This window comes from Streptomyces sp. DH24, from assembly GCF_029813775.1.
Classification (GTDB): domain Bacteria; phylum Actinomycetota; class Actinomycetes; order Streptomycetales; family Streptomycetaceae; genus Streptomyces.
The window spans coordinates 38,742-57,467 of the sequence record NZ_JARVKW010000041.1 but is presented as its reverse complement, the minus strand read 5'-3'; the positions used below and the strand labels follow the sequence as shown (position 1 = coordinate 57,467).

The 18,726-nt window shown below is 74.1% G+C and carries 16 protein-coding genes; 9 read left to right on the top strand and 7 right to left on the bottom strand.

Going from position 1 to position 18,726, the window contains the following annotated elements; genetic code table 11:
* Positions 1-295: 295 nt before the first annotated feature.
* From QC282_RS26545 to QC282_RS26535, 3 genes are all read right to left on the bottom strand, one after another.
* Positions 296-1,195, bottom strand: coding sequence for an aminoglycoside phosphotransferase family protein (locus QC282_RS26545; protein WP_279552091.1), 900 nt, complete (start codon positions 1,193-1,195; stop codon positions 296-298).
* Positions 1,196-1,321: 126 nt separating this feature from the next.
* Positions 1,322-1,840 (bottom strand): ferritin-like domain-containing protein, encoded by a 519-nt coding sequence (locus QC282_RS26540; protein WP_279552095.1) that lies wholly within the window; start codon positions 1,838-1,840, stop codon positions 1,322-1,324.
* Positions 1,841-1,845: 5 nt separating this feature from the next.
* Positions 1,846-2,487 carry a hypothetical protein gene (locus QC282_RS26535; RefSeq protein ID WP_279552090.1) on the bottom strand — a complete coding sequence of 214 codons (642 nt, stop codon included), beginning with the start codon at positions 2,485-2,487 and terminating at the stop codon, positions 1,846-1,848.
* A gap of 196 nt (positions 2,488-2,683) precedes the next feature.
* Between QC282_RS26535 and rimP the strand changes: the two genes are divergently transcribed.
* The 9 genes from rimP (at position 2,684) to QC282_RS26490 (ending at position 14,638) form a co-directional block, all read left to right on the top strand.
* Complete coding sequence (gene rimP, locus QC282_RS26530; RefSeq protein ID WP_279552089.1) at positions 2,684-3,193, top strand: ribosome maturation factor RimP; 510 nt, start codon at positions 2,684-2,686, stop codon at positions 3,191-3,193.
* A gap of 2 nt (positions 3,194-3,195) precedes the next feature.
* On the top strand, positions 3,196-4,206 hold the full coding sequence (gene nusA / locus QC282_RS26525; protein ID WP_279552088.1) for a transcription termination factor NusA: 1,011 nt from the start codon (positions 3,196-3,198) through the stop codon (positions 4,204-4,206).
* Positions 4,207-4,296: 90 nt separating this feature from the next.
* The gene (locus QC282_RS26520) at positions 4,297-4,590 is read left to right on the top strand and encodes a YlxR family protein (RefSeq protein WP_279552087.1); all 294 of its coding nucleotides are present in this window, start codon (positions 4,297-4,299) and stop codon (positions 4,588-4,590) included.
* A 173-nt stretch (positions 4,591-4,763) separates the two neighbouring features.
* Positions 4,764-7,826 (top strand): translation initiation factor IF-2, encoded by a 3,063-nt coding sequence (infB, locus tag QC282_RS26515; RefSeq protein ID WP_279552086.1) that lies wholly within the window; start codon positions 4,764-4,766, stop codon positions 7,824-7,826.
* Positions 7,827-7,980: 154 nt separating this feature from the next.
* On the top strand, positions 7,981-8,274 hold the full coding sequence (locus tag QC282_RS26510) for a DUF503 domain-containing protein (RefSeq protein ID WP_279552085.1): 294 nt from the start codon (positions 7,981-7,983) through the stop codon (positions 8,272-8,274).
* 38 nt (positions 8,275-8,312) lie between these two features.
* Positions 8,313-8,768: a 30S ribosome-binding factor RbfA gene (rbfA, locus tag QC282_RS26505; protein WP_279552084.1), complete on the top strand. Its 456-nt coding sequence runs from the start codon at positions 8,313-8,315 to the stop codon at positions 8,766-8,768.
* A complete protein-coding gene (truB, locus tag QC282_RS26500; protein ID WP_279552083.1) occupies positions 8,765-9,670 on the top strand; it encodes a tRNA pseudouridine(55) synthase TruB in 906 nt (301 codons plus the stop codon). The genes rbfA and truB overlap by 4 nt, the downstream gene beginning before the upstream one ends.
* 402 nt (positions 9,671-10,072) lie before the next feature.
* Positions 10,073-13,555 carry a serine protease gene (locus tag QC282_RS26495; RefSeq protein WP_279552094.1) on the top strand — a complete coding sequence of 1,161 codons (3,483 nt, stop codon included), beginning with the start codon at positions 10,073-10,075 and terminating at the stop codon, positions 13,553-13,555.
* Between the two features lie 132 nt (positions 13,556-13,687).
* Positions 13,688-14,638, top strand: coding sequence for a bifunctional riboflavin kinase/FAD synthetase (locus QC282_RS26490; protein ID WP_279552082.1), 951 nt, complete (start codon positions 13,688-13,690; stop codon positions 14,636-14,638).
* Between the two features lie 42 nt (positions 14,639-14,680).
* Here QC282_RS26490 and QC282_RS26485 read toward each other — a convergent pair whose 3' ends face one another.
* From QC282_RS26485 to QC282_RS26470, 4 genes are read right to left on the bottom strand one after another with little or no spacing between them, the layout of a single operon-like run.
* Positions 14,681-15,700 (bottom strand): ABC transporter ATP-binding protein, encoded by a 1,020-nt coding sequence (locus QC282_RS26485; RefSeq protein ID WP_279552081.1) that lies wholly within the window; start codon positions 15,698-15,700, stop codon positions 14,681-14,683.
* Positions 15,697-16,698: an ABC transporter ATP-binding protein gene (locus QC282_RS26480; protein ID WP_279552080.1), complete on the bottom strand. Its 1,002-nt coding sequence runs from the start codon at positions 16,696-16,698 to the stop codon at positions 15,697-15,699. Before QC282_RS26480 ends, QC282_RS26485 begins: the two co-directional genes overlap by 4 nt.
* On the bottom strand, positions 16,695-17,621 hold the full coding sequence (locus tag QC282_RS26475; RefSeq protein ID WP_279552079.1) for an ABC transporter permease: 927 nt from the start codon (positions 17,619-17,621) through the stop codon (positions 16,695-16,697). Before QC282_RS26475 ends, QC282_RS26480 begins: the two co-directional genes overlap by 4 nt.
* The gene (locus tag QC282_RS26470; protein ID WP_279552078.1) at positions 17,618-18,685 is read right to left on the bottom strand and encodes an ABC transporter permease; all 1,068 of its coding nucleotides are present in this window, start codon (positions 18,683-18,685) and stop codon (positions 17,618-17,620) included. The genes QC282_RS26475 and QC282_RS26470 overlap by 4 nt, the downstream gene beginning before the upstream one ends.
* Between the last annotated feature and the right edge of the window lie 41 nt (positions 18,686-18,726).

Below are 18,726 nucleotides of genomic sequence, written 5' to 3'. Positions count from 1 at the left end.
GGAAGGGGACGTGTCGGGGGGTGTCCGCCCGCAGCGGTTGGCGCGTCAACGCCAGGGCGTTTTCAAGTGACCGATTCCGCGCCGTTCCGAGGACGGACACCCCCCGGCGCGGCCCCGACCCACCCACAACGCGACGGCGCTACACACGCCACCCACCGAACCCGCACAGGCCGCCGCAGGCACCCCGCCCACACTGCCCCGCAGCCTGCCGCAGGCACCCCGCGCACCCTCCCCCCGGCGCGAGCCGCCGTCAGGCACCCCGCGCACCAGCCCCGCCCTCAACCAGCCCTCCGCCCTACAACCAGCCCGCGAACTCCAGCAACAGTTCCGCGTCCTGTCGTCGGCCCACCCGCCGCGCCCGCACGCCCGATTCCACCGCGCGGAACAGCGTCCAGCCCCGCAGCCGCTCCTGGTCCACCTCCAGCGACTCCGCCAGCCGCTTCACCCGCCGCCGCGTCGTCGCCGCCCCCGACGGCTGCGCGATCAGGTCCTCCACCCGGTCCCGCACCAGCCGCGCCAGGTCGAACGCGCTCTCCCCCACCACCGGATCCGGCCCCACCGCCAACCACGGCACCCGATCCCCGGCCAGCACCTTGCTCTGCCGGAACGTCCCGTGCAGCAACCGCTCCTCCGGCGGAGCCACCAGCAACTCCGCCCGCGCAGCCAACGCCACCTCTACCAGCGGCGCCACCTCGGGGTCCCGCTCGGCGCTCGCCCGCATCGCCTCGGCCTGCCGCCCGGTCCGCTCCGCGACGGTCTCGAAGGCATGCCCCGCAGGCGGCTCCACCCACAGCCGCCGCAACGCCCCCGCCGCCTCCAGCAACGCCTTCGCCTCCGGCAACGACCGCACCGACACGTCCGGATGCAACCGCTCCAGCAGCAACGCCCCGTCGCCCGAGGACTCCTCCAGCAGCTGAACGGCCCCCAGCCCACCCCAACGCGCCAACGCCGCCCGCTCACTCTCCGGCCGCGCCCGCCACGGCGCCAGCTTCAGCACCGCGGGCGAACCGTCCGCCCGCCGCACCAGCACCACCAGACTGCTGCGCCCCCCGGGCACCTGCACCCGCTCCACGGTCAACTCACGTACGGCGACGGCCCGTTGCGCCAGCCCGGACAGCTGCTCCAACCAGTCGTCACCGTCCGGTGCCGTCTCACCGAGCGCCCTGACCAGACGCGGCGGCGCTTCGAAAGCCATGCGCGAGCCGTTCCCTTCCTCGTTGCGCCGACGCCGCGACCACCACGACCGGCGACCACCACGACGCGGCCACCACGACCAGCGACCACCACAGCCGGTGACCGGCGAGGCCCACCCCGCCGACGCCTACCCCGCCGACGCCGACGCCGACGCCGACGCGGACGGTGTCGACGGCGCCCCCGACGCGGTGGCCGACCGTTCGGCGAGCCCAGGGAAGGCTACGCTCTCGCCGCGCCACCGCACCGCACGCACCGCGGCCTCCCGCAGCGCCCCGGCCGCCGCCGCCCGCCGCTCGCCCTCGGCCGACCGCACCAGATCGGAGTACACGCCGGCCACCCGGTCCTCCAGGTCGGCGGCCAGCCGTACGGCCGCGGCCGAGTCCGGCACCGCGAACGGCAGCGCGTACCCGGCGGCCGCCGCGACGGGCTCGCCGCCCAGGTCCCGCACCTCGCGGGCCAGCGCGTCCCGTCGCGCCCGGTGCGCGTCGTACGCCGCCCGCGCCTCCCCGCGCCGCTCCTCGCGGACGCGGCCGCCGACGACGCCGTAGCCGTACACGGCGGCGTGCTCGGCGGCGAGAGCCGCCTGGAGCGCCCGGAGAGCCTCCGCCTTCCCGTCCCTGTCCCCGCCGTCGTCCCCGTCCCGCAGCTTGCTCACCCGTCACCCTCCGTCAGCAGGTACACGTGCGCGGCCCCGGCAGCCGCCACGGAGGCGAGCAGCCGCGCCAGTTCGCCCGGCGCGTCGAGCAGCGCGCCCGAGCGCCGCTCGGCGAGCACGCGCTCGGCGGCGGCGAGCCCGGCCAGGGCGTCCTTCTCGTCGCCGGGCACGACGACGCCGGGCGCACCGGACGCGGACGGCGACACCGACGGCGATCCCGGGGGCCGGCCGGAGGCCTCGCTGCCCGCCTTCCCGCCGGTCCTCACTCCCGAATCGCCCCCGGCCCGCCCCGAACCGGCCGCCTCACCCACCGAATCCCCGGACGAATCGCCGGACGCATCCCGGCCCGGCCCCTCACCCGCCTCGAACGCCCGCGCATGCCGCACGACCTCGCCCCGCAACGGCGTCAGCCGCTCGGCCAGCCCCGGATGCGCCGCGATCACGGCGTCGTAGTGCTCGGCCAGCCGCCGGCTGTCCCGCGCCGCGCGCACGCGGACGCGCTCCGCGGCCGACGCCCGACGCCCGTCCGTACCGGGGGAGTCGGAGCAGCCGGCGAGCAGTACGGCCCCGGCGGCCGAGGCGAGCAGACTCCTTCTGCGCGGCCCGGAGGGCATGCGCGACGGTGGGGACAGCGGCACGGCGGACGTCCTCGGGCTCGTACGGAATCGGGGGCGGTATGGCACGCCGTGATCACGGTACCCGCGCACCCGTGCGTCATCACCCAACGGCACCGGTCACACCACGGGGTGGACGGCAACACCCCCTGGGACCGGATACCCTTTGTCAGACACGCGACCATCCCACAACAGCACACGCGGCCGAGGAGTCACCCGGATGAGCACCACCCAGAGCGAGAGGCTGCGAGAACTTCTGGAACCGCTTGTCAGCTCCCAGGGCCTCGATCTCGAAGAGATCGCCGTGGACTCCGTCGGCCGCAAGCGTGTGCTGCGCGTCGTCGTCGACTCCGACACCGGAGCGGATCTCGACCGGATCGCCGATGTGAGCCGCGCGCTCTCGGCGAAGCTCGACGAGACGGACGCGATGGGCGAGGGGGAGTACACCCTCGAGGTCGGCACCCCGGGCGCCGAGCGCGCCCTCACCGAGCACCGCCACTATGTCCGCGCCACGGACCGCCTGGTGAAGTTCCAGCTCCACGAGGGCGGCGAACTCGTCGCCCGCATCCTCGACGTGGACGACGACGGCCTCGACGTCGAAGTGCCCGGCGTGAAGGGCCGCAAGGCCACCAGCCGCCGGCTCGCCTTCGCCGACATCGACAGGGCCCGCGTGCAGGTCGAGTTCAACCGCAAGGACAAGAAGGACATGAAGGAAGAGGAGGAGGCGTAGCCGTGGACATCGACATGAGTGCCCTGCGGGGCTTGGTACGGGAGAAGGAGATCTCCTTCGACCTGCTGGTCGAAGCGATCGAGTCCGCCCTCCTCATCGCCTACCACCGCACCGAGGGAAGCCGCCGACACGCGCGCGTGGAGCTCAACCGGGAGACCGGGCATGTGACCGTGTGGGCGAAGGAGGACCCCGAGGACATCGAGGAGGGGCAGGCGCCCCGCGAGTTCGACGACACCCCGTCGGGTTTCGGCCGTATCGCCGCCACCACGGCCAAGCAGGTCATCCTGCAGCGCCTGCGCGACGCCGAGGACGACGCGACGCTCGGCGAGTACGCCGGCCGTGAGGGCGACATCGTCACGGGCGTGGTCCAGCAGGGCCGCGACCCGAAGAACGTGCTGGTGGACATCGGCAAGCTCGAAGCCATCCTGCCGGTGCAGGAACAGGTGCCGGGCGAGACCTACCCGCACGGCCTGCGACTGCGTTCGTACGTCGTCCGGGTGGCCAAGGGCGTCCGCGGCCCGTCCGTGACCCTGTCGCGCACGCACCCGAACCTGGTGAAGAAGCTGTTCGCGCTGGAGGTGCCGGAGATCGCCGACGGGTCCGTCGAGATCTCCGCGATCGCCCGCGAGGCCGGCCACCGCACCAAGATCGCCGTCCGTTCCACCCGTTCGGGCCTGAACGCCAAGGGTGCCTGCATCGGCCCCATGGGCGGCCGGGTGCGCAACGTGATGGGTGAGCTGAACGGCGAGAAGATCGACATCGTGGACTGGTCGGACGACCCGGCGGAGATGGTGGCGAACGCCCTGTCGCCCGCCCGCGTGTCCAAGGTCGAGATCGTCGACATGGCGTCCCGGTCGGCCCGGGTGACCGTGCCGGACTACCAGCTGTCGCTGGCGATCGGCAAGGAGGGGCAGAACGCCCGCCTCGCCGCCCGTCTGACCGGCTGGCGGATCGACATCCGGCCGGACACCGAGCAGCCCGCACAGCAGCCGGGAGAACAGCCCGGGGAATAGATCCAAGCCGCAGGCAGCTTGGATTACGACAACAACCGTTCGATTTTTGCCCCAACCGGGTGAGGTCGGTGCGGGGAGGTAGACTTAGCAGTGTCTGGCCGGACGCGAGCCCGAGCATGCCCTGAGCGCACCTGTGTGGGGTGCCGGGAGCGAGCGGCCAAGACCGAACTGCTGCGGATCGTGGCGGTCGAGGGCGCATGCGTCCCCGATCCTCGCGGTACGCTGCCCGGCCGGGGTGCGTATGTGCACCCCGCCCCGCTCTGTATCGACCAGGCGGTGCGCCGCCGGGCGTTCCCGCGGGCGTTTCGCGTCCCGGGGCCGCTCGATGTAATGGCGTTGCGCCACTACGTCGAGCAGGCACAAGGTTGCGGTCAGCAGCTCTGAGCTTGCTGAACAGGCAACATGCACGTAAGACGTGCCGCACGGAACCCCGTGCGGTCTGGTACCTCGCGAGTCGAAAGCAGGTCGAGATTGCGATGAGCACTCGATGAGTACGCGATGAGTACGCCCATGAACTAGCGACGGTCCGGACGCAACCCGGACCTCAAAGGAGCGAAGTGGCTAAGGTCCGGGTCTACGAACTCGCCAAGGAGTTCGGTGTCGAGAGCAAGGTCGTCATGGCCAAGCTCCAGGAACTCGGTGAATTCGTCCGTTCGGCGTCTTCGACCATCGAAGCACCGGTTGTACGCAAATTGACTGACGCCTTCCAGGGCGGTGGCAACGGCAAGTCCGCCGGCAAGCCCGCCCCGAAGAAGGCTGCCCCCAGGCCCGCCGCGCCGTCCCCGGCGCAGGCTGGCCCCTCCAACGGCGCCAAGCCGGTGGGGGAGCGTCCGGCTGCTCCCAAGCCGCCGGCCGCGCCCAAGGCCCCGACGGCGCAGCAGCCCGCTGCCCCGTCCTCCCCCGCGCCGGCTCCCGGTCCGCGTCCGACGCCGGGTCCCAAGCCCGCGCCGCGCCCGGCCCCGGCCGCTCCGGCCGCGCCCGAGTTCACCGCTCCGCCGTCGGCCCCGGCCGCTCCGAAGCCGAACACGCGCCCCGGCGCCCCCAAGCCCGGTGGCCGTCCGGCCGCCGGTCAGGGTCAGCAGGGCGGCCAGGGCGGCCGTCCCGGTGGTCAGGGTTCCCGTCCCGGCGCCTCCGCGCCGCGTCCGGGTGCTCGTCCGGCGGGTCCCCGTCCGGGCAACAACCCCTTCACGTCCGGTGGCTCCACCGGCATGGCGCGCCCGCAGGCGCCCCGTCCGCAGGGCGGCCCGCGCCCCGGCGGCCCCGGTGCCCCCGGCGCCGGTCCCCGTCCGCAGGCCCCCGGCGGCCAGGGCGGCGGTCCTCGTCCCCAGGGTCCGGGCGGTCAGCGTCCGTCCCCGGGCTCGATGCCGCGTCCGCAGGGCGGCGGCCCGCGTCCCGGCCCCGGTGGGCCGCGTCCCAACCCCGGCATGATGCCGCCGCGTCCCGCTGCGGGTCCGCGTCCCGGCCCCGGTGGCGGTCGCGGTCCCGGCGGCGGTGCGGGTCGTCCCGGCGGCGCCGGTCGTCCCGGAGGCGGCGGCGGCTTCGCCGGTCGTCCCGCCGGTCCCGGCGGTGGCGGTCGTCCCGGCGGTGGCGGCGGCGGTTTCGCCGGTCGTCCCGGTGGTGGCGGCGGCTTCGGCGGCGGCGGTGGCCGTCCCGGCTTCGGCGGTCGTCCCGGCGGTCCCGGTGGCCGTGGTGGCACGCAGGGCGCCTTCGGTCGTCCCGGCGGTCCCGCGCGTCGCGGTCGCAAGTCGAAGCGGCAGAGGCGCCAGGAGTACGAGGCCATGCAGGCCCCGTCGGTCGGCGGCGTGATGCTGCCTCGCGGCAACGGCGAGACCATTCGCCTGTCGCGCGGTGCGTCGCTCACCGACTTCGCGGAGAAGATCAACGCCAACCCGGCGTCGCTCGTCGCGGTCATGATGAACCTGGGCGAGATGGTCACGGCCACGCAGTCCGTCTCCGACGAGACGCTGCAGCTCCTGGCCGACGAGATGAACTACACGGTTCAGATCGTCAGCCCGGAGGAGGAGGACCGCGAGCTCCTGGAGTCGTTCGACATCGAGTTCGGTGAGGACGAGGGCTCCGAGGAGGACCTGGTCGTCCGTCCGCCGGTGGTCACCGTCATGGGTCACGTCGACCACGGCAAGACCCGCCTGCTCGACGCCATCCGCAAGACGAACGTCATCGCGGGCGAGGCCGGCGGCATCACCCAGCACATCGGTGCCTACCAGGTCGCGACCGAGGTCAACGACGAAGAGCGCAAGATCACCTTCATCGACACCCCGGGTCACGAGGCGTTCACCGCCATGCGTGCCCGTGGTGCGAAGTCGACCGACATCGCGATCCTGGTCGTCGCGGCCAACGACGGCGTCATGCCGCAGACGGTCGAGGCGCTCAACCACGCCAAGGCGGCCGACGTGCCGATCGTCGTCGCGGTCAACAAGATCGACGTCGAGGGTGCCGACCCGACCAAGGTGCGCGGTCAGCTGACCGAGTACGGCCTGGTGGCCGAGGAGTACGGCGGCGACACCATGTTCGTCGACATCTCCGCCAAGCAGGGTCTGCACATCGACTCCCTGCTGGAGGCCGTGATCCTCACGGCCGACGCCTCGCTCGACCTGCGGGCCAACCCGAACCAGGACGCGCAGGGCATCTCGATCGAGTCCCGTCTGGACCGCGGTCGCGGTGCCGTGGCCACCGTCCTCGTCCAGCGAGGCACGCTGCGGGTCGGCGACACGATGGTGGTGGGCGACGCCTACGGCCGCGTGCGCGCCATGCTCGACGACAACGGCAACAACGTGGCCGAAGCGGGCCCGTCGACGCCGGTCCAGGTCCTCGGCCTGACCAACGTCCCGGGCGCCGGCGACAACTTCATCGTGGTCGAGGAGGACCGTACGGCCCGCCAGATCGCGGAGAAGCGTGCGGCCCGCGAGCGCAACGCGGCCTTCGCGAAGCGCACGCGCCGTGTGTCGCTGGAGGACCTGGACAAGGTCCTGAAGGCCGGCGAGGTCCAGCAGCTGAACCTGATCATCAAGGGTGACGCTTCCGGTTCCGTCGAGGCCCTCGAGTCCTCCCTGCTCCAGCTGGACGTCGGCGAAGAGGTCGACATCCGCGTCCTGCACCGCGGCGTCGGTGCGGTCACGGAGTCCGACATCGACCTGGCGATGGGCTCCGACGCCATCGTGATCGGCTTCAACGTCCGCGCGGCAGGCCGTGCGGCGCAGATGGCCGAGCGCGAGGGCGTGGACGTCCGGTACTACTCGGTCATCTACCAGGCGATCGAGGAGATCGAGGCGGCCCTCAAGGGCATGCTCAAGCCGGAGTACGAAGAGGTCGAGCTCGGTACGGCGGAGATCCGCGAGGTCTTCCGCTCGTCCAAGCTGGGCAACATCGCGGGTGTTCTCATCCGCTCCGGCGAGGTCAAGCGCAACACCAAGGCGCGCCTCATCCGCGACGGCAAGGTCATCGCGGAGAACCTCAACATCGAGGGTCTGCGTCGCTTCAAGGACGACGTCACCGAGATCCGCGAAGGCTTCGAGGGCGGTATCAACCTCGGAAACTTCAACGACATCAAGGTCGACGACGTCATCGCGACGTACGAGATGCGCGAGAAGCCGCGCGCGTAAGCGCTCGGTTTCCGAGACGGTCCGGTCCGGGGCCGGTCGACGGAGAGTAATTTCCGTCGATCGGCCCCGGCCGTTCGTTGTACGGTTCTGATGTCCCTGCCACACGGATGGCGGGGCCATCGATCCCGTACCGGCGGGTGAACCGGCTACACACATGTATGTGGGGACGTTGTCCTTCGACCTCCTCCTCGGCGACGTACGGTCGCTGAAGGAGAAGCGCTCCGTCGTCCGCCCGATCGTCGCCGAGCTCCAGCGGAAGTACTCCGTGAGCGCCGCCGAGGTCGACCATCTGGACCTCCACCGCAGGGCCGGTATCGGCCTCGCGATGGTGTCCGCCGACGCGGGGCATCTCACCGACGTACTGGACCGGTGCGAACGGCTGGTCGCCGGCCGCCCTGAGGTGGAACTGCTGTCCGTACGACGGCGCTTCCACGGCGAAGACGACTGACCCAAGAACGCAGAAGAGAAAGAACGGGAGACGGACCAGTGGCCGACAACGCGCGGGCTAAAAGGCTGGCGGACCTCATCCGAGAGGTGGTGGCCCAGAAGCTGCAGCGCGGGATCAAGGACCCGCGGCTCGGCTCGCACGTCACCATCACGGACACCCGGGTCACGGGTGACCTGCGGGAGGCGACCGTCTTCTACACGGTGTACGGGGACGACGAGGAGCGGCAGGCGGCGGCCGCCGGCCTGGAGAGCGCCAAGGGCATCCTGCGCTCCGAGGTCGGCCGGGCCGCCGGCGTGAAGTTCACGCCCACGCTGACCTTCGTCATGGACGCCCTCCCGGACACCGCCCGGACCATCGAGGACCTCCTCAACAAGGCACGCCAGTCCGACGAGAAGGTGCGCGAGGCGGCCACGGGCGCCAAGTACGCCGGTGACGCGGACCCGTACCGCAAGCCGGGCGAAGAGGACGACGAGACGGACGACGCCGCCGAATGACCGCCAAGCACACCACGCCCGACGGACTCGTCATCGTCGACAAGCCGTCGGGCTTCACTTCGCACGACGTCGTCGCCAAGATGCGGGGCATCGCGAAGACGCGGCGCGTCGGGCACGCCGGCACCCTCGACCCGATGGCGACGGGCGTCCTCGTCCTCGGCGTCGAGAGGGCGACGAAGCTCCTCGGTCACCTCGCGCTGACCGAGAAGGAGTACCTGGGCACCATCCGCCTCGGCCAGACGACCGTCACGGACGACGCCGAGGGCGACATCACCGCCTCGACCGACGCGACCGGCATCACCCGGGACGCCGTCGACGCCGGGATCGCCAAGCTGACCGGCCACATCATGCAGGTGCCGTCCAAGGTCAGCGCCATCAAGATCAACGGCGTGCGGTCCTACAAGCGGGCCCGGGAGGGCGAGGAGTTCGACATCCCGGCCCGGCCGGTCACCGTGTCGTCCTTCGACGTGTACGACGTCCGGGAGGCCGTCGCCGAGGACGGCACCCAGGTGCTCGACCTCGTCGTCTCCGTGGTCTGCTCGTCCGGCACGTACATCCGGGCCCTCGCCCGCGACCTGGGCGCCGGCCTCGGCGTCGGCGGCCATCTCACCGCCCTGCGCCGCACCCGCGTCGGACCGTACCGGCTGGACACCGCGCGCACCCTGGACCAGCTCCAGCAGGAGCTCACGGTGATGCCGGTCGCCGAGGCCGCGTCCGCGGCGTTCCCCCGCTGGGACGTCGACGGGCGGCGGGCGAAGCTGCTGCTCAACGGCGTGCGGCTCGACATGCCCGAGGAGTACGCGGACTCCGGCCCGGTGGCCGTCTTCGACCCGGACGGCCGCTTCCTGGCGCTGGTCGAGGCGCAGCGCGGCAAGGCCAAGAGCCTGGCCGTCTTCGGCTGACGGCGCCACGGGCGGGTCCGGCGGGGCGGGTCTGCCCGGCACCCCGCACGGCTCGCCCCGCCCGTGGAGCGGCGGCCACGGGACCTCCACTGCCGCCGCTCCACGGTCCCCCCTCGGTTCCCCCACCCTTAGCGTGCGTCCTGCCGCCCCGCTCTATTCACCCGTCCGGACGGGCGCTCGGAGCGAACCGGGGGAGCGGAAGGGGGCGCGTTCCCCGGCCCGGCTGTCCCGCTGATCATCGCGCGCCTACCGTCGGAGCGGGCACGGCGGGGAGGTACGGCGATGACGGCGGAGCGCGGCTCGCACGACGGGGAGGACGCGCCCCGCGGTACGTACGGCGAGGCGCCCGGCGGTATGTACGGCGAGGCGACCCGCGACACGTACGGCGAGGCGCCCGGCGGCATGGACGGTCAGGCGCCCCAGGGCCCGTACGGCGAGGCGCCCCGCGGGCCGCGCGACTGCGCGCTCGTCCGTCTGCACGATTCCGTCGGCCGGTTGCGGGGCACCGGGTTCGCCGCCGACCACCACGGGACCGTCGTCACCAGCCACGAGGCCGTCGACGGCGCCGCCCGCCTCGTGGTGACCGACGCCGGGGGCCGCCGGTGCGCGGTGACCGCGGACGCCGTGACGCCGCTGCCCCATCTCGACCTCGCCCTCGTCCGCACCGAAGGCCTCGGCGCCGAGCCGCTGCCCGTGACCGTGCGGGACCGGATCGAGCCCGGCGCGTACGTACGGATCGCCGCCGGAGGCTGGCGCGAGGCGCGGGTGCTCGGCGCCGCCCCGGCCACCTACGCCGCCGCCGGCCGGCGTCATCTCCTGGAAGGCGCCGTGGAGTTGGCCATCGGCACGGCCGGGTGCGACGCGCTGCGCACCGGCGGCGGGGCGTCCGGGGGACCGGTGCTCGACGCGGCGACCGGTGCCGTGCTCGGTGTGCTCGGCACCGCGCTCGGCTCCGCCCACCGCGACGTCGGCTTCGCGGCGCCGCTGCGGCCCCAGGAGGGCGCCCCCGCCGCCGAGGGGCCGCTCGCCGCGCTGCTCGCCGAGAACGCCGCGACCGTGCCCGCGTACGGCGCCGACCTCAACCTCGCCGGGGTACTGGCACTCACGGCCACCTCGGTCGGCCAGGACGGCCCGCCGCCCGCGCCGCGCGGCCCCGGTGCCGTCGTGCCGGTCGAACGGGCCGCGTCCGCCGCGGAGTTCGCCGCCTTCGAGGCCGGCCCCGCCGCCGTCCTCGCCCTCGTCGGGCCGCCCGGCAGCGGACGTACCACCGAACTCGCCGCGCTCGCCGCCCGCCGCGGCCGGGGGCCCGCACCCGCGCCCACGCTGTGGCTGCGCGGCGCGGACCTCCACGACGACGACACCTCGGTCGCCGACGCCGCCCGCCGGGCCCTGGACCGCGCCGCCCGCATCGTCGCCGCGTCCCGCACCACCCCGCCCGCCGACCTGGGTGACACCACCCCGGACCGCCTCGCCCGGCTCGCCCACGAGGCCGGCCGCCCCCTGCTGCTCCTGCTGGACAGCCCCGAGGAGATGCCGCCGGTCCTGTCCCACCGCCTGTCCGACTGGACGACCGGCACGGCCGACTGGCTCCGCCGCACGGGCGCCCGCCTGGTGGTGGCGTGCCGGGCCGAGTACTGGGAGGTGGCCGGGGCCGCCCTGCCGGGGGATCTGCTGTACGGCGCGACGAGCGGGGGCGAGGAGACCCGGGCGCCCGCCGCCGGGCCCGCGGCCCGCGCCGGCCTGCCCGCCTGTGTGCCCCTCGGCGACCTGGACGCGGCCGAGGCCCGGCGGGCCCGGAGATGTTACGGGATTCCCGACGGCGCGCTCGGTGACCGGGACGCGTGCCATCCCCTCACCCTGCGGCTGCTGTCCGAGGTGCGGGCCGCGCTGCCCGGCGGGGGCGGGCAGCGGGTCGACCGGTACGACGTCTTCGCAGCCCACCTCGATCTGATGTGCCTGCGCGTCGCCGTCCGGCTCGCCGCCCAGAACGGGCTGCGCGGCACCGCCGTGCGCAGGCTCGCCGCGAAGGTCGCCGGGCAGGTGCACGAGGCCGCCCGGCGCAGCCTCGGCCCCGGGCAGGGCGCGCTGGACCGGGCGGCGTTCGAGGCGGTGTTCCCGTGGGGACCCGCGCCGGCCCGGCTGGGCGGCGGCACCGGCTGGGCGTCCGCCGTACTCGCCGAGGGCCTCCTCGTGCCCGCCGGCTCCGGGTACCGCTTCGCGCACGAGGAGCTCGCCGACTGGCTCCAGGGCACGCACCTCGACCTGGACGAGGCCCTGCGCGTCCTGGTGCACCGCCGCCGCACCCCGGGCGCCGCCCACCCGCTGCCCGTACCGCACCACCGCATCGGACCCGTCGTCCAGGCCCTGCTCCTGCTGTCCCGCCAGTACGGGCCGGACCGACTGGCCGCGCGGCTGGAGGAGTTGGTGCTCGCGCTGGACACCGACCCGGAGTCCTGGTGGGCCACCCGGCTGCTCGCCGAGGTGCTGCCCCGGCTGACCGACGCGGCGCCCTGCGCGAGGTCGCTGCGGCTGCTCGCCGACCGGCTCGTGGCCCGGCGGGAGCGGGAAGGACGGCCGGTGCCGGAAGAGTTCGGGCCCGCCTTCTGGATGGCGCTGCCCCTGCCCGAGGGCGTCCGCTGCGAGCTGCTGCGCGCCCTGGTGCGCGCCGACGGCCCGCCGGACGAGACCGGACCCCGCTTCCTCGACGCCACCGCGCGGCTGCTCGCCGCCCGGCCCGCCGCCGTCCAGCCGCACCTGGTGCGCTGGTTCGACGACGAGCGTCCGCTGCCCGCCACACCGCACGCGACCGTCGGCACGGCCGCGCAGGCCCTGCTGCACACCCACCGGCACCGGGCGCTGGACGACCTGACCGAGGCGCTCGCCGGCAGCGCGCACCCCCGCGCCGCCGAACTGCTCGCCGTCCTCGCCCAGGAGGAACCCTCGGCCGTGTGCCGGGCCGTCGACCGGTGGGCCCACGACGAGCGCCCCGAGCGCCGGGCGGCGGCCCTCACACACGGGCTGCGGGCCGCGCCGCACGCGACGTCCGAGGCCGACCGCATGCTGCTGCGCTACGCCGCCCTCGCCCTGCTCGCCCGCCCCGCCGACCACGCCCTGCACGGCGGCGCGCTCGCCCTCCTGGTCCGGGACCCGCACACCCGCGCCCGGCACCTGCCGCAGGCGCTGCGGCACTTCGCGGCCGGCGACCCGCTGTTCCCGCCGGGCGCCCTCGCCGGCGCCCTCGTCACCCACCCCGACCCCGTCCTCGACGCCTTCCGCGACCGGCTGCGGCTGCCCGGCGCCGGACCCGCGCTGCGCACCCTCGCCGACATCACCACGCCCGGCCTGGCACGCCGGGTCGCCGCCCTCGTCCGGGAGACCGTCGAGCGGCGCCCCGAGACCGCCGGGGACGTCGCCGCCCACGTCGACCGGCGCCTCGACCAGGGGCCCGCCGTCCGGGCCGTGCTGCTGCCGCTCGTCGGCACGCTGCTGGACGACGGTCCGGAGCCGGTGCGGGCCGCGCTCGCCGGGGTCGTCGGCGCCCCCGGCGCGCCCGCCTCCCGGCCCGTGCGCCGCGAACTGCGCGAGACGCTGCTGGCCCGCGAGGACGAGCCCGCCGTCCTGGACGCCCTGCTGCGCGCCGCCGCCGGGCACGACGGCGAGGACCTGCGCGACCTCGTGCACCGCACCGCACTGCGCCTGGCGCGCACCCCGCGGGGCGCCACCCGCCTCGACCTGGCCCTGGCCGATCTGAGCAGGCACGTGCCCGGCTTCGCGGCCCGCCTGGCCGGCTGGCTGACCGACGCCCCCGGCGACTGGCCGGCGCTGGTCGGCCCCAGCACCCGCCGCGCGATCGAGAACCTGGCGGGCGTACGCGTCCCCGCCTGAGCCCTCCGCGCGTGCCCTCCGTCACAGCCCGATGCCGATGCGGGCCGGACGGCCACGGCATGGCACCCTTAGACCTGCGTACGAGGCACCACGGACACGGGTTCGACGAGTTTGCGACAAGGAGCATTCACAGTGCAGCGCTGGCGTGGCTTGGAGGACATCCCCCACGACTGGGGGCGCAGCGTCGTCACCATCGGCTCCTACGACGGAGTCCACCGCGGTCACCAGCTGATCATCCGGCATGCCGTGAACCGCGCCCGTGAACTGGGCGTGCCCGCCGTCGTCGTCACCTTCGACCCGCACCCCAGCGAGGTCGTCCGGCCCGGCAGCCACCCGCCGCTGCTCGCCCCGCACCACCGCCGCGCCGAGCTGATGGGCGAACTCGGCGTCGACGCCGTGCTGATCCTGCCGTTCACGACGGAGTTCTCGAAACTGTCCCCGGCGGACTTCGTCGTCAAGGTCCTGGTCGACAAGCTGCACGCCAAGGCGGTCGTGGAAGGCCCCAACTTCCGCTTCGGACACAAGGCCGCGGGCAACGTCGAGTTCCTCGCCGAGCAGGGCGGGATCTACGACTTCGAGGTCGAGGTCGTCGACCTCTACGTGTCCGGCCAGGCGGGCGGCGGGGAGCCGTTCTCCTCCACGCTGACCCGCCGTCTGGTCGCCGAGGGCGACGTCGAGGGCGCCGGGGAGATCCTGGGCCGGCCGCACCGCGTGGAGGGCGTCGTCGTCCGGGGCGCGCAGCGGGGCCGCGAACTCGGCTTCCCGACCGCCAACGTCGAGACCCTGCCGCACACCGCGATCCCGGCCGACGGCGTCTACGCGGGCTGGCTGCACGCCCAGGGCGAGGCGATGCCCGCGGCGATCTCCGTCGGCACCAACCCCCAGTTCGACGGCACCGAGCGCACCGTGGAGGCGTACGCCATCGACCGCGTCGGCCTCGACCTGTACGGGCTGCACGTCGCCGTGGACTTCCTGGCGTTCGTGCGCGGCCAGGCGAAGTTCGACACGCTCGACGCGCTGCTGGAGCAGATGGCCGAGGACGTCAAGCGGTGCCGGGAACTGGTGGGGGCGGCGGAGGCGTAACCGCCGCCCCGGCCGGCCCGTCGGCCGGTCGACCGGCCGGGCTCAGGTCTTCGTCGCCCGGGCCCAGTGGCAGGCCGCCTGAGCCGGCCCGCTCCCGGCGAGCACCTCCGGGTCGATGCCCCGGCAGGCGTCCGCCACCCCCGCGCGTTCCGCCTCGCCGCTCGCCAGGACCTGGCAGCGCACGTGGAAGCGGCAGCCGCCCGGTACGCGGGACGGGTCCGGGGGTTCGCCGGTGAGGACGACCGGGTCGCCCGGCGCCTCCGGCAGCACCGACAGCAAAGCCCGCGTGTACGGGTGCCGGGGCGCCGTCAGGACCCGCTCCACGTCACCGGTCTCCACGATCCGGCCCAGGTACATCACGGCCACCCGGTCGGCGATGTTCCACGCCAGCCCCAGGTCGTGCGTGACGACCAGCGCCGACAGGCCCAGCTCGGTGCGCAGCCGCAGCAGCAGGGCCAGGATCTCACCCCGGACCGAGGCGTCCAGGGAGGCCACCGGCTCGTCGGCGACGAGGAGTTCGGGCTCCAGGACGAGCGCGCCCGCGATGACGACGCGCTGCCGCTGCCCGCCGGACAACTCGTGCGGATAGCGCAGGAAGAACCGCTCCGGCGGACGCAGCCCCGCCCGGGACAGCGCCCGCGCCACGGCCTCCTGCTCGTTACCGCCGTAGCCGTGGATGCGCAGCCCCTCGGCGACCGCGTCGTACACCGTGTGCCGGGGGTTGAGCGAGCCGCTCGGGTCCTGCAGCACCAACTGCACGCGCTTGCGGTACGCCTTCAGGGCCCGGCCCGCGTAGTCCAGCGGACGGCCGTCGAAGGTGACCTCGCCCGACGTCGGCCGGACCAGGCCCAGCAGGCTGCGCGCGAGGGTCGTCTTGCCGCAGCCGGACTCGCCGACCAGGGCGACGATCTCACCGGGCCGGATGTCGAGGTCCACGCCGTCGACCGCGCGGGCGCGGGCCGCGCCGTGCCGGCCGGGGAACGTGATGTGCAGGTCCCGGGCGCTCAGCAGGGGAGCGCCGGTGGCCTCGGAGGTCTCGGGAACCGCGGGGGACGTGGTCATGGCGTGCTGCGCCTCGCTTCCTCAAGGGGCCCCTGTGCCGCGGGCCCGTCCGCCGTCACGTGGACGCAGGCCGCCCGCCGGTCCTCTCCGGCCGGCCGCAGCGCCTGGTCCTCCCGCGTGCAGGAGTCGAGGGCCGCCGGGCAGCGCGGGTGGAACGTGCAGCCGGACGGCAGCGCCGCCGGGTCGGGCGGATCACCGGCGAGGCCCTGCGGCGCGAACCGGGAGGCCGGGTCGCCGATCCTCGGGACCGCGGCCGACAGCGCCTTGGCGTACGGGTGCCGGGCGTCCTCGTAGACCTGCTGGGCGGGGCCCTCCTCGACGATCCGGCCCGCGTACATCACGGCGAGCCGGTCGCAGGTGTCCGCGAGGACCGCCAGGTCGTGGCTGATCATGACGAGGCCCACGTCCTGCTCGGCGACGAGCTGTTCGATCAGCCGGAGGATCTGCGCCTGGATCATCACGTCGAGCGCGGTGGTCGGCTCGTCGGCGATCACCAGCCGCGGGTCGCAGGCCAGCGCCATCGCGATCATGACGCGCTGGCGCTGACCGCCGGACAGCTCGTGCGGGTAGGCGTTCGCCCGCGCCGCCGGCAGGCCGACCTGCTCCAGCAGCTCGCCGGTCCGCTGCTTCGCGCCGGCCGGGGTGGCCTTGCGGTGCAGCAGGATCGGCTCGGCGATCTGGTCGCCGATGCGGTGCACGGCGTTGAGGGAGTGCATCGCGCCCTGGAAGACGATGGACGCCCCGGCCCAGCGGACCGCGCGCACCCGGCCCCACTTCATGGCCAGCACGTCCTCGCCGTCGAGCAGGATCTCCCCGGTGGCCCGCGCCCCGGGCGGCAGCAGCCGCAGCAGGGCCAGCGCCAGCGTGGACTTGCCGCAGCCGGACTCGCCGGCCAGGCCGAGCTTCTGGCCCGCGTCCAGGCGCAGGTTCACACCGCGCACGGCCGCGGCCCCGCCGGCGTACGTCACCGTCAGGTCCCTGACGTCGAGCAGACTCAACGGGACACCCCCAGCCTCGGGTTGAGGACCGACTCCACGGCCCGGCCGCACAGCGTGAACGCCAGCGCCACCACCGCGATGGCGATGCCCGGCGGCACCAGGTACCACCAGTGACCGGCACTGACCGCGCCCGCCTCCCGCGCGTCCTGGAGCAGACCGCCCCAGGAGACGACCGTCGGGTCGCCGAGGCCGAGGAAGGCGAGCGTGGCCTCGGCGAGGATGGCCGAGGAGATGATCAGGGTCGTCTGGGCCAGCACCAGCGGCATCACGTTCGGCAGCACGTGCCGGGACATGATGTGCCAGTGGCCGCCGCCCAGCGCCTTCGCCCGTTCGATGTACGGCCGGGTCTCCACCGCCAGCGTCTGCGCGCGGACCAGCCGGGCCGTGGTCGGCCAGGTGGTCACGCCGATCGCCACGACGATCGTGGTCAGCGAACGGGACATCACGGTGGCCAGCGCGATCGCCAGGACCAGCGTCGGCATCACGAGGAACCAGTCGGTGATCCGCATCATCACCGTCGCGTACCAGCCGCGGAAGTGGCCGGCCGTGACACCGATCAGCGTGCCGATCGCCACCGACAGTACGGCGGCGAGCAGTCCCACCAGCAGCGAGACGCGCGAGCCCCACACCACCAGGCCCAGCAGGTCGCGGCCGAACTGGTCGGTGCCGAGCGGGAATTCACCGCTGGGGCTCTGCAACGGGCTGCCCGGCGCGTCGGTCACGTTGCTCACGTCGGAGCCGACCAGCAGCGGCGCGGCCAGCGCCAGCAGCGCGAACAGCGCGAGCGCCACCAGGCCGGCCACGCCCGCCCGGTGCGTGCGGTACTGCCGCCAGAAGCGGGCCACGGAGGCGCGGCGCCGCTGCCGGGCGAGCGCGCGCGGACTCGCGGGGGCCTTTCCGGTGGCTGAGGTCTCGGTCGTCATCGGCCCACCCGGGGGTCGAGCAGCGGATAGATCAGGTCGGCGAGCGTGTTCATCACGATCACCGCGGCGGCGAACACGAAGAACAGGCCCTGCACCAGCGGCAGATCGGGCACGCTCAGCGCCTGGTAGAACAGCCCGCCCAGACCCGGCCAGGAGAACACGGTCTCCACCAGGATGACGCCCGCCACGGTCCGGCCGAGGTTGATGAAGATCAGCGTGACGGTCGGCAGCAGCGCGTTGGGCACCGCGTGCCGGCGCCGCACCTGGTCGTCGCGCAGCCCCTTGGCGCGCGCGGTCGTCAGATAGTCGCTGCCCATCTCGTCCAGCAGCGCCGAGCGCGTCACGAGCAGCGTCTGCCCGTACTCGACGGCCACCAGCGTCAGCACGGGCAGGACCAGATGGTGCGCGACGTCCAGGACGTAGGCGAAGCCCTCCTCGCCGCCCGACTCCATGCCGCCGGTCGGGAACAGCCCCGGGAGCGGGCCGATGCCCACCGACAGCACGATGATCAGCAGCAGTCCCAGCCAGAACGACGGGATGGAGTACAGCGTCAGCGCCAGACCGGTGTTGACGCGGTCGCCGGTCCTGCCGTGCCGCCACGCCGAACGCGTGCCGAGGAAGATGCCGAGCAGCGTGTACAGGACGAAGGCGGTGCCGGTCAGCAGCAGCGTGTTCGGCAGCGCCTCGGTGATCTTGTCGATGACCGGCGCCCGGAACTGGTACGACGTGCCGAGATCGCCGGTGAGCGCCTTGCCGCAGTAGTCGGTGAACTGCTGCCACAGCGGCAGGTCGAGCCCGAACTCCTTGCGGTAGGCGGCCAGTTGCTCGGCCGACACCTGACGGCCGCCGGTCATGTGCTTGACCGGGTCGCCCGGGATCAGCCGGAACAGGAAGAAGCTGGTGACGAGGACGGCGAGCAGGGAGACGGCCGCTCCGGCCACCTTGCCCGCCACGTACCGCAGATACGCGGTGGTGGTGCACGCCCGTGGCCCGCGGGCCGCCGGCCCGGCCTCGGCCGGACCGGCGGTCTCCTCGACCAGCGCGGGTGTTGCGTCAGCGGTCATGTGTACTCAATCGCCTGGTCGGTTCGGGAGTGCGCGGAGCG